Source organism: Streptomyces sp. NPDC048636 (assembly GCF_040650655.1).
Lineage (GTDB): Bacteria > Actinomycetota > Actinomycetes > Streptomycetales > Streptomycetaceae > Streptomyces.
This window is the reverse complement of the sequence record NZ_JBEZHR010000021.1, coordinates 26,457-37,088: the sequence shown is the minus strand read 5'-3', so window position 1 is coordinate 37,088 and position 10,632 is coordinate 26,457. Positions and strand designations below refer to the sequence as shown.

Sequence of the window (10,632 nt, the reverse complement as noted above, 5' to 3'; positions counted from 1 at the left end):
TCGGTCGGTTCCCCCCAAGGTGCCTTATGGCGTCCGGCGCCTCGGCGGGGGGCGGGGGCATCGCGTACGCGATGCCCCCGCCTCCGTCGTATCGCTAGTTGCCGGACGAGACGGTGACCTTCTCGTCGTTCTTCAGCTGGCTCACCAGCTGCTTGACCTTGGCCATGTCCCACTGCACCGCGCTGCCCTTGGACGTGGCGAGGCCGGGGTTGGAGACGGGCATGTTCATCTGCTTGCCGTCACCGCCGGAGACGCTCTTCATCGCGAAGAACATGTCCTTCACGTCCCACAGGCTCATGTCCTTGTCGACGACCAGGTTGTCCAGACCGGCGCCCATGGTCGGGTAGAGCGTGAAGGGGTTGAGCAGGGTGCTGGGCGAGGACGCCTCGTTGGCGAGGGCCGACAGGAACTTCTGCTGGTTCTTGGTGCGGTCCAGGTCGCCCCCGGCGAGGCCGTAGCGCTGCCGGACGAAGGCGAGGGCCTGCTGGCCGTCCAGCGTCTGCTTGCCCTTCTTGAGGTCGGTGCCGGAGTTCTTCTCCTTCATGTCCTGCGGGATGTCGATCTCCACCCCGCCGACCCCGTCCACCAGCTTGGCGAAGCCGTCGAAGCCGATCTCCGCATAGTGGTCGATCTTCAGACCGGTGTTGTACTCGACCGTCCGCACCAGCAGCGACGGGCCCTCGGAGGAGTACGAGGCGTTCAGCTTGTTCTGGCTCTGCGGGATCCGGTTGCCGCTCTCCGAGCCGGTGAAGGCCGGGATGGTGACCCAGGAGTCACGCGGCAGGCTGACCATGGTGTTCCCGTTCTCACCGACATGGAGAAGGATCATGGAGTCGGTGCGGCGGCCGTCGGCGGAGCCGGTGTGCAGCTTCTTCTTCTGCTCGGCGGAGAGACCCTCGCGGCTGTCGGAGCCGACGATCAGGTAGTTGGTGCCCTTGCCGCCTTCGGGCCGGTCCTGGACCTTGCTCAGGTCGACCTCGCGGCGCAGTTTGTTGTCGGCCCAGAAGTAGGTGCCGATACCGACGGCCAGCAGCAGGACGAGGAAGGTCACCAGGCCGATGGTTATCCGGCGCTTCCAGTTCTTGGGCCGGACCGGGCCGGGGGCGCCGTTGCCGGGCCCGCCGTTCCCCGGGCCGCCGTTGCCCTGGCCGTAGACCTGACCGGTGTTGTAACCGTCGTCGTACGGCTCGTAGTCGTCATAGCCCTGGGACGGCTGCTGCCGCGGCACCGTGCCGCGCGGCGACATGCTCGGCGGCAGCGGCGGTTCGCCGTGTGGGCCGCCCCCGCCCGGCCCGGCACGCCGGACCTGCGGCATGGCGCGGGCTCCCTCCGACTCGGAGCTGCCGCTGCCACGTCCGTACCGGTCGTTGCGGTCGCCGGTCCATCCCTGGGGCCAATCGCTCATGCTAGGCAGTGTGCCTGGTCGGGTGGGCCCCATACAGGGCGGGTGCGGGATCGGGGCATGGCTGTTGCAGAGCTGATAAGAATCCCGGGCCGTGGGGGCCGCCCACATCCCGCATAGGGTGGGCGGCATGACGATTCAGGCCCAGGGTGCGGAATCAGAGCTTCCGGGCAAGCCCACCTCCGCCTCCCGTACCACGCTGTCGCACATCATGACCCACGGTGATACGAACCTCCTCGGCACCGTGCACGGCGGCGTGATCATGAAGCTGGTGGACGACGCGGCGGGCGCGGTCGCCGGACGCCATTCCGAGGGCCCCGCCGTCACCGCGTCGATGGATGAGATGGCCTTTCTGGAGCCGGTCCGGGTCGGTGATCTCGTCCATGTGAAGGCCCAGGTCAACTGGACCGGGCGGTCCTCCATGGAGGTCGGGGTCCGGGTGCTGGCCGAGCGCTGGAACGAATCCACCCCCGCCACCCAGGTCGGCAGCGCCTATCTGGTCTTCGCCGCGGTCGACGCCGACGGCAAGCCCCGGCCCGTCCCGCCCGTGATGCCGGAGAGCGCACGCGACAAGCGGCGCTACCAGGAGGCCGAGATCCGGCGGACCCACCGCCTCGCCCGCCGCCGCGCCATCCGCGAGCTGCGCGCCCGCCGCCGCGCCGAGGGCGGCGACCTGTAGCCGGGCCGTCCGCCGCCTAGGGGCAGGCGACCTCGTCGCCGGTGACGGCCTCGATACCGTCCTTGTCCGTACGGTGCGGCTCCTCGGCCCGTACCTTCCGCACGCTCTTGTAGTCCGTGCCCACCGTGACCTGCATCACCGCGCCCTGCTTGGCGACCGGCCGCAGCTCCGCACCGGGCAGCGCGGCCGCCAGCGAGCGCACCGAGCGGTCCCAGACCGGGTCGTAGGTGATCATCGTGTGCTTGACGTCCGAGGCCGTCGCGTCGGCCGGGGAACCGGTGGTGTCGAAGCCGACGGCGTGCAGGGCGCGGTCCGCGCGGCGGGCGAGCCCCGACTCGGTGGTGCCGTTGAGCACATGGACCTTGACCCGGGCGGGATCCACATCCACCGGGACCCCGCTCGGCCTCCCGTGGTGCCGCACGGTCAGCGGCCGGTCCTCGCGGATGGCCGCGAACAGCCGGCCGGCCTTCTCGCCGTCCCAGCGGAGGGTGGAGCCGACCCCCTTGACCGGGCTGCCCGGCAGCTCCACCGGGACCGAGGCGAACTCCGACGAGGCCGGGGTGAAACCGTGCATCGCCCGGCCCAGCTCCACCAGGTCCTCCGCGCCGAAACCGTGGTCCGCCCGGACCGAGCCCAGCAGGGTGGACGCCACCTTGTTGAACTTCACCGGGTTGAAGAGGATGCCCCCGGCCGTGGTCTGGTGGATCACCGACGCCATGAACCGCTGCTGGCGCTGGATCCGGCCCAGGTCCGAGGTGCCGTCGATATGCCGGGAGCGCACGTACTGGAGCGCCTGCCCGCCGTTCAGCACATGGGTGCCGATCGGCAGCTCGAGACCGGTGTGGTCGTCCTTCAGCGGCCGGGCCGTACAGACCTTCACCCCGCCCACCACATCCACCGTCTTCATGAAGCTGGTGAAGTCGACCTCGAGGTAGTGGTCGATATGGACACCGGTCAGATGCTCCACGGTGCGCACCGTCAGGCTGGGGCCGCCTTCCGCGTAGGCGGCGTTGAGCTTCTGCGGATGCACCGGGTGCCGCTTGCCGGTGGCGTCGGTGTACGCGGGGATCTCGGCGTAGGAGTCGCGCGGCAGACTGACCACGCTGGCGCGGCGGCGGTCGCCCGACAGATGCACCAGCATGATCGTGTCGGTGCAGTGGCAGGGCGCGCCGCCCAGCCGGTACAGCGCCTTCTCCCGCGGGGTGATCCGGTCCCGGCCGTCCGTGCCGACCACCAGGAAGTTGACGCCCCCACCGCCGCCCTTGGGCCGGTTGTCCAGGTCGTCGAAGACATTGACCCGGTGGATCCCGGACTCCAGCTCCCGGACCAGCAGATGTCCGATACCGCTGACGGCCAGCACCAGACCGGAGGCCCCGGCGGCGATCCGCAGCCCCCAGCGGGGACGGCGGCCGGAGCGGGTGCGCGACGGGCGCGGCGAACGGGCCGGTGCTCTCACTCCGGGGACCTCCGTGACGGGCGGGCGGGGCGGAATCGCCTCACCGTAGGCCCATACGATGAGCACCTTGGCGGCCCCACGCCGCCGGTGCGGCCCGCTGCCACCCGGGCGGCGCGATCCGGTGTCCCCCATACGCGGTAACGTGGGCCCGATACCCGCAGTCTGCTGGGGGGCCGACCCCCGAACACCCCGAGGTGCCATGCCCCCGCATCAGCTCCCGGCCGTCTCCGTGATCATGCCGGTGCTCAATGAGGAACGCCATCTGCGCAACTCCGTGCGGCACATCCTGGAGCAGGAGTACGCCGGTGAGATGGAGGTGGTGATCGCCATCGGTCCGTCCACCGACCGGACCGACGAGATCGCCGCCGAGCTGGTCGCCGAGGACCCCCGCGTGCACACTGTGCCCAACCCCACGGGCCGCACCCCCGCCGCGCTGAACGCGGCGATCAAGGCGTCCCGCCATCCCGTGGTGGTCCGGGTCGACGGCCACGGCATGCTGTCGCCGGACTACATCGCGACCGCCGTGCGGCTGCTGGAGGAGACCGGCGCGCAGAACGTCGGCGGGCTGATGCACGCCGAGGGCGAGAACGACTGGGAGCACGCCGTCGCCGCCGCGATGACCTCCAAGATCGGGGTCGGTAACGCGGCGTTCCACACCGGTGGTGAGGCGGCCCCGGCCGAGACCGTCTATCTGGGGGTCTTCCGCCGGGAGGCGCTGGAGCGACAGGGCGGCTACAACGAGGAGTTCATCCGCGCCCAGGACTGGGAGCTGAACTTCCGGATCCGTGAGGCGGGCGGGCTGATCTGGTTCTCGCCCGAGCTGAAGGTCTCCTACCGGCCGCGGCCCAGCGTGCGGGCGCTGGCCAAGCAGTACAAGGACTACGGCCGCTGGCGCCATGTGGTGGCCCGCTTCCACCAGGGCTCGATCAATCTGCGCTACCTCGCCCCGCCGACGGCCGTTGTCGCCATCGCCGCGGGCCTGGCCGTGGGCGCGGCCATCACCCCGTGGGGTCTGGTGATCCCCGGCGGCTATCTGGCGGCCATCGCCGCGGGCTCGGTCCCGGCGGGCAAGGGGCTGCCGCTCGCGGCCCGGCTGCGGATCCCGGTCGCGCTGGCCACCATGCATATGTCGTGGGGCTGGGGCTTTCTGACCAGCCCGCGGTCGCTCGCCAAGAGGGTGATCGCCAGCCGCCGCCCGGCGGTCATGGCGGAGGGCTAGCCACAGCGAGGGGGCCGGACCCGGCGACGGGTCCGGCCCCCTTTGTCGTCCGCGGAGTCCTCCGCGTGGGGTCGGCGGGCGATCAGAAGGTGTACTGCGGATTCACCTTCATACACGCCGTCTTGTCCTCGCCGTTGAGGGCACCGGCGCTCTCGGGCGTCTTTCCGTCGTCCTCGGCCGCGGGCTTCGGATAGACGGTGCCCTCGCGCCAGTCGTTGCCGACCACGAGCGTGACCTGCCGCGCCGACTTCGACGACTTCACCGCGGACTTCGGCAGCTTCAGCGCCTTGGCCACGGCCAGCGCGTCACCCTGCTGGGCCTCGCTGGGGTACAGCACGGTGGTGTCGGCCTGTGCCGTCAGCTCGGTGTTCGCGGTGGCCTTGGCGTAGCCGAGCCGGACCAGCTCGGAGGTGAGGACACCCGCGCGGCCGGTGACCGGTCCGTCGACCGTGCTGGACGTGCCGTTCTGCACCACCACCGGGAGCTCGCCCTTGGGGGCGGTCGGCGCCGGGGTGTGATCGGGCTTCTTCTTGTCCTTGCCGTCCATCGCGATGTCGTTGCGGAGCAGCGAGAAGGTCTGCTCGGCCTCGCCCGGCTTGGGCGTCACGTACTCACCGCCGCCGCCGTACTCCCAGGGCATGGTGATCATGGTGGTGCGCTTGGTCGGCACCTGCTTGAGGTCATTGCCCAGGTCGTAGAGTTTCTTCACGGTGCCGAGGCCGTGGTCCACGGTCAGCGCCTCGGTCGCCGCCTCCGCCAGGTCCATCAGCTTGCCCGGGTCGGTGAGCTTGGTGCCCGCCTTCAGCTGCCGGATCATCGAGGACATGTACATGTGCTGGGCCTTGGCCCGGCCGATGTCGGTGTTGTCCTCGAAGCCGTAGCGGGTGCGCAGCCACTGGAGGGCCTGGACGCCCTGGACGCTGTGGGTGCCCTTGGTCAGCCGCAGACCCGAGCCATGGCCCTTGCTGTCATGGGAGTAGACATTGGCCCGGACACAGACCGGGACACCGCCGACGGCGTCCGCCATGGACACCACCCCGGAGAAGTCGATCATCATGAAGTGATCGATGTAGACCCCGGTCAGCTCCTTCCAGGCGGCGACCGTACAGCCCGGACCGCCGTGCTGGAGCGACTGGTTGATGGCCGCCTCGGTCTTCGGATAGACCTTCTTGGTCCTGGGGTCGGTGCACTTGGGGATGGTCACCCGGGTGTCCCGCGGGATGCTCACCACCGACATGTTGCTGCGGTCGGCCGAGACATGGACCAGCATCTGCACATCGGCCAGCGGCTTGCGGTCGGCGTCCTGCTTGGCGCCGCCCAGCTTGACGTTGGCCGCGCTGTTACGGCTGTCGGAGCCTATGAGGAGGATGTTCAGCGGGGTCTGGCCCGCGGCGTTGGGCTCCGGCTTGCCGATCTTGCTGTCACCGAGGTCCAGCTCCTCCTTCCGCAGATTGCCGTTCAGGTGCTGGTAGTAGAGGTAACCGGCGCCGGCCGCGCCGAGCACCAGCACGGCGAGGGTCAGCGCGGTCCAGCGCAGTATTCGCACGCCCCGGCTGCGCTGGGGGCGGCGCGGACCGCCCCGGCGGTGCCCCGCGCCGCGTGACGCGGGGCCCTCTCTTTCGGGCTGGCTGTCATCCTCGCCCGGTTCACGGGGTTCGGGCACAGCGGCCTGCCGCTCTCTCTCCCCCCGCACATTGCTCTGCCGCATCGGGCCTCCCCGGTTTCCTGCTTCAGTTGTGGGCCGGTCCGAGGGCGAGCCTGCTCCGCCGGCCGGCGACGGTCACTTGGCGCAGATGTTCTTGTCGTCGGCCTCGACCCTCTGAATGTCCTTCGGCGCCTTCACCGGACCGGCGATCGGTGTCCCGGCCTTCTTGAAGTCCCCCCCGAGCGTCAGCTTCATCTCCGCCATCGGCTCGGCGTCCTTGGTCCCCTGCTTCATCGCGGAGCCGGGCAGTCCCATGCTGTCGGCGAGCCGCCGGGCCTGGTCGGCCTGGTTGGGCGCGTACTCCAGCGTGGTCTTCTTCAGCTCCGACTTCGCGTTGCCGCCGTTGCTGGTGCGGAGCATCCCCTCGGTGTTCTGCATCCAGCCGACGGTCTCCTGCGCGGCGCCGAACTTCCCGCTGCCGTTGAGCACCTTGACCCGGACATCCGCCGGATCGGCCTTGGGGCCCTTGAGCCGGGCCGCCTCCCTGCTCTTGGCCGCCTTCTGCTTCTTCTTGACCTCGGTCAGCGAGACGTCCTGGCGGACCATCTGGAACAGCGGGTCGGCCTTGGTCTGGTCGAGCAGCACGGTCGCCCCGTCGGAGTTGTCCACGACCGGGACGGTGGCGAAGGTGATGTTCTTCAGATCCACCTTGCTCAGGTTCTTGCCCAGATCGGCCAGCTTGCTGAGCGTGCCGATCCCGGGGTCCACCGTCAGGGCCTTGGTGGCGGCCTGCGCCAGCTTCCAGGTCTTGCCCGGGTTGGTGAGCGAACCGCTGGCCTTCATCTTGCGCATCAGCGAACTGAGGAACTGCTGTTGCAGCTTGATCCGGTCCAGATCGCCGCCGAAGCCGACGGCGTGCCGGGTCCGGACGAACGCCAGGGCCTGCTCGCCCTCGACGGTGTGCCGCCCCTTCTTCAGATTCAGATGCGACTTGGGGTCGTTGATGTCCTTGCCGAGGCAGATGTCCACCCCGCCCACCGCGGTGGACATCTCCTTGACCGCGTTGAAGTCGGCCATCATGAAGTGGTCGACATTCAGGCCGGTGATCTTCTCCACCGTCTGCCAGGTGCAGCCCGGGTCCCGTTCCTCCTGGCCCAGGCTGGTGTTGAAGCGCACTTCCTTCTCGCCCGGGATCTTCTTGAACGAGCCGTCGTCCTGCTTCGTCTTGCATTCCGGGATGTCGGTGATCATGTCGCGCGGGAAGCTCAGCACCGTCGCGTTCGACCGGTCCCCGGAGACATGGAACAGCAGGGTGGTGTCGGCGTGGCCGACACTGCCCGCGTCGCCGTAGCCCTTGTTGCCCTTGCCGTCACGCCGGTCGGTGCCGATGAGCAGGATGTTCATCGGGCCGTCGGAGACCGCCGGGTTGTTCTCCCCGACATCGACCTTCCGGATGTTGCCGTTGAGGTGCTGATAGACGAAGTACGCCGCGGCCGACCCGCCGACCAGCAGGAAGGCCAGCGTGCCACTGGTCCAGTACAGGACCTTCTTCCCCTTGGACTTCTTCGGCTTCGGCTTGCGCCTGCTCGCCGGGCCCGTAGGGGCCTCCTGTTCCCGCTTGCCCCCCGCTCGGCGCCGCCCCCGCTGCTCGGATTCGGGGGTGCGACGACGGCTCGCTCTGGGGGCCTGCGGGGGCTCGGCGGCGTCAGCCGGTGCCCCGGCATTGTTCAGCCGCAGTTCATAGCTCCCGGTGTTCGGGTCGAACACCCACTGATCAGCGGGGTCGATACCGTCCGCCCCGCCCTGGCCTTGCGCGTCCACGGTCGCCTGTGTCCTCCGTCGGTGCCACGCGGCGCCTCCCCCTCAAGGCGCTCCCATCCGTCTTCTGAGCAGTGCGCGGCCACCTCGTAGAGCGCACCGGATCGCTCACACTATCCGCCCAGTTCAGCGCCAAGCGACGCCGGTGACAAATTCCACTTCCCTACAACTGGGCATTCTGCCCAATCCTTTCGCCATCCTTCACGAGTCGGTGCCCCAACCCTTTGTGCGGTTAGTCGCAGATGTCACGCGCCGCCGTCGTGCCCTGGTAGGGGTCGCGATCCACGGCCTTCGGGTCCTCGTCCGCCGTGGACGTGACGGAACGGGTCACCGAGACCGGCTGGTCGAGCCGCAACTGCCGGAACAAGCGGTCGGCGTCGGGCTGGACGAGCTCATCACGGTTCTTGTTGTACGTATAGGGCTGTCGCGGAATCGTAAGGAATCGGATTTTGTCCCGCGGGATGTTCCGGACCCCCTGGGCCAGGTTGTACAGGTCCTTGAGCGAATCCAGCCCCGGATCCGTCGTCAGCGACGAGGTCGCCGCGTTCAGTACGGGATACAGCTTCCGGGGGTTGAGCAGCACACCATTGCTCTGCACTTTCTTCACAAGCGAGCCGAGGAACTCCTGCTGGCGGCCGATACGCTCGGTGTCGCTCCCGTTACCGATGCTGTACCGGGCCCGTACATAACCGAGTGCCTGCTCGCCGCGGAGCGTCTGGCGCCCCGCGGGCAGCCGCAGATGCGCGTCGCTGTCGTCGACGGATTCCTTCAGGCAGACCTCCACCCCGCCGATGGCGTTCACCAGCTTCTTGAAGCCGGTGAAGTCCACGATCACATGGTGGTCCACCCGGATCCCGGTGAGCTTCTCCACCGTGCGGATGGTGCAGGCCGCACCGCCGTATTCGAACGCCCAGTTGAACTGGGCGAACCGGGGTGCCATCCGCTTCCCGTTCGCCCGGTCGCAGCCGGGGGTGTCCACCATCAGATCGCGCGGGATCGAGACGGCCGTCGCGCCCCTGCCGTTCGCCTGGAGGTGCAGCAGGATCGTGGTGTCCGAGCGCTGGGTGCCGGTGTCCCGGCCGTACTTCCCATTGCCCTTGCCGCCGCGGTTGTCCGAGCCGATCAGCAGGATGTTCTGCGCGTCGCGCACCACCGAGACCGGCCGCTCCGCCTCGTACTTCCGCAGCTCGTCCGCGGTCCGGGTGTCGGTGCGGATATTGCCGTTGAGGCGCTCGTAGAACCACCAGCCCGTCCCGGCGATCGACAGCACCAGTACGGCCACGCCCAGCGCGAGCACGCGCAGCCATCGGCGCCCGCCCCTGGGCGCCGGTTCCGGGCTGTCACTCGTCACGTCCGCGTCCTCCCAACCCGTGGTCCACCCCGGCCGGGCGGACTCGCGTCACGTGCCGGGGTCCCGAATTAATGGGACAGACATGCGAACCCCGCACATGGTTGTACGTATCCGACGATCATCGCGCGGGGTGGGCGGCGGGGCCCGTGGGCTCGGCCCGCAGTCCGCCGGACGGGTCAGGGGGGATCCGGGCGGTCCCACAGGGCCGCCCGGACCGCAACTAGACGCTCTCGGTGACGCGCTCGCTCTCCCGGCGCTCGGCCAGCGCCCCCTCGCCGAGCTGGTCCAGATGGCGGCACAGCACCACCGAGCCGCCCGCGGCCAGCGGGGCGAAGAGTCCGTAGGACAGCCCCTCCCAGCCGTCGTACGCCAGCCCGGACAGCACCCGGGAGCCCGGGCCGAGCCCCCGCGCGGCGGCGTCCGCACGCGCCCGCTCCACCAGTCCGGCCCCGGTCAGCTCCAGGGCGCCGACGGTGAGCGCGGGAGCGTCCGGGTCCACCGGGGCGTACGCGATGAAGCGGTCGCCCTGGCTCGGCACCTCCACGGCGTAGTCCGCGAACCCCTGCGGCGCCCGCGGAAACCGGCCGCCCATCGGGCGCAGCGCCAGCGCCATCCGCTCCCCGGAACAGGCCCGCGCCTCCTCCAGCGTGTCCGGGCCGCTCACCACCACATCCGCCGCGGCCGGATCGCCCCCGACCTCCGCCACCACCCCCACCGATGAGCAGGCCAGCAGCCATACCGCGGTCTGCCAGTGGGCGGGCAGCAGCAGCGCCAGCCGGTCGCCGGGCGCGGCCGACAGATCGTCCTGGAGCAGATTGGCGGTCTTCGCCACCCAATTGGCGAAAGTGGCTACGGAGAGTTCGACGCGTTCACCCGTCGCGTCGTCGTAGAAGGTCACGAGCGGGCGGGCCGGATCCGCGGCGAGCGCGGATCGCAGCAGGTCGGCGGGGGTGCGATCGGTGGCGTTCACCCGCGCAAGCGTACGCGGCCACCCGTGGCCCCCACCGGTGATCGCATACGTTCGGCCAGCTGACCCCCCGGGCGCGGCGCGGGCTCCCGAAT

The 10,632-nt window shown here is 69.8% G+C and carries 8 protein-coding genes; 2 read left to right on the top strand and 6 right to left on the bottom strand.

Annotation, left to right across the window (positions count from 1 at the left end):
* Positions 1–94 precede the first annotated feature (94 nt).
* Positions 95–1,405 (bottom strand): LCP family protein, encoded by a 1,311-nt coding sequence (locus AB0C66_RS33905; RefSeq protein WP_362447677.1) that lies wholly within the window; start codon positions 1,403–1,405, stop codon positions 95–97.
* Between the two features lie 127 nt (positions 1,406–1,532).
* On the opposite strand from AB0C66_RS33905, the gene AB0C66_RS33900 reads away from it, so the two are divergent.
* Positions 1,533–2,081, top strand: coding sequence for an acyl-CoA thioesterase (locus tag AB0C66_RS33900; protein WP_362447674.1), 549 nt, complete (start codon positions 1,533–1,535; stop codon positions 2,079–2,081).
* A gap of 16 nt (positions 2,082–2,097) precedes the next feature.
* Here AB0C66_RS33900 and AB0C66_RS33895 read toward each other — a convergent pair whose 3' ends face one another.
* Positions 2,098–3,537 (bottom strand): LCP family protein, encoded by a 1,440-nt coding sequence (locus AB0C66_RS33895; RefSeq protein WP_362447671.1) that lies wholly within the window; start codon positions 3,535–3,537, stop codon positions 2,098–2,100.
* A gap of 199 nt (positions 3,538–3,736) precedes the next feature.
* On the opposite strand from AB0C66_RS33895, the gene AB0C66_RS33890 reads away from it, so the two are divergent.
* Positions 3,737–4,756 carry a glycosyltransferase family 2 protein gene (locus tag AB0C66_RS33890; protein WP_362447668.1) on the top strand — a complete coding sequence of 340 codons (1,020 nt, stop codon included), beginning with the start codon at positions 3,737–3,739 and terminating at the stop codon, positions 4,754–4,756.
* An 82-nt stretch (positions 4,757–4,838) separates the two neighbouring features.
* On the opposite strand, the gene AB0C66_RS33885 is transcribed toward AB0C66_RS33890, so the two are convergent.
* The 4 genes from AB0C66_RS33885 to AB0C66_RS33870 form a co-directional block, all read right to left on the bottom strand.
* Positions 4,839–6,464 (bottom strand): LCP family protein, encoded by a 1,626-nt coding sequence (locus tag AB0C66_RS33885; protein ID WP_362447665.1) that lies wholly within the window; start codon positions 6,462–6,464, stop codon positions 4,839–4,841.
* Between the two features lie 72 nt (positions 6,465–6,536).
* Positions 6,537–8,222 carry an LCP family protein gene (locus AB0C66_RS33880; protein ID WP_362447662.1) on the bottom strand — a complete coding sequence of 562 codons (1,686 nt, stop codon included), beginning with the start codon at positions 8,220–8,222 and terminating at the stop codon, positions 6,537–6,539.
* Positions 8,223–8,451: 229 nt separating this feature from the next.
* Entirely contained in the window at positions 8,452–9,570 is a 1,119-nt protein-coding gene (locus tag AB0C66_RS33875) for an LCP family protein (protein ID WP_362447659.1), read from the bottom strand.
* A gap of 220 nt (positions 9,571–9,790) precedes the next feature.
* Positions 9,791–10,540 carry a TIGR03089 family protein gene (locus AB0C66_RS33870; protein ID WP_362447656.1) on the bottom strand — a complete coding sequence of 250 codons (750 nt, stop codon included), beginning with the start codon at positions 10,538–10,540 and terminating at the stop codon, positions 9,791–9,793.
* Positions 10,541–10,632 lie beyond the last annotated feature (92 nt).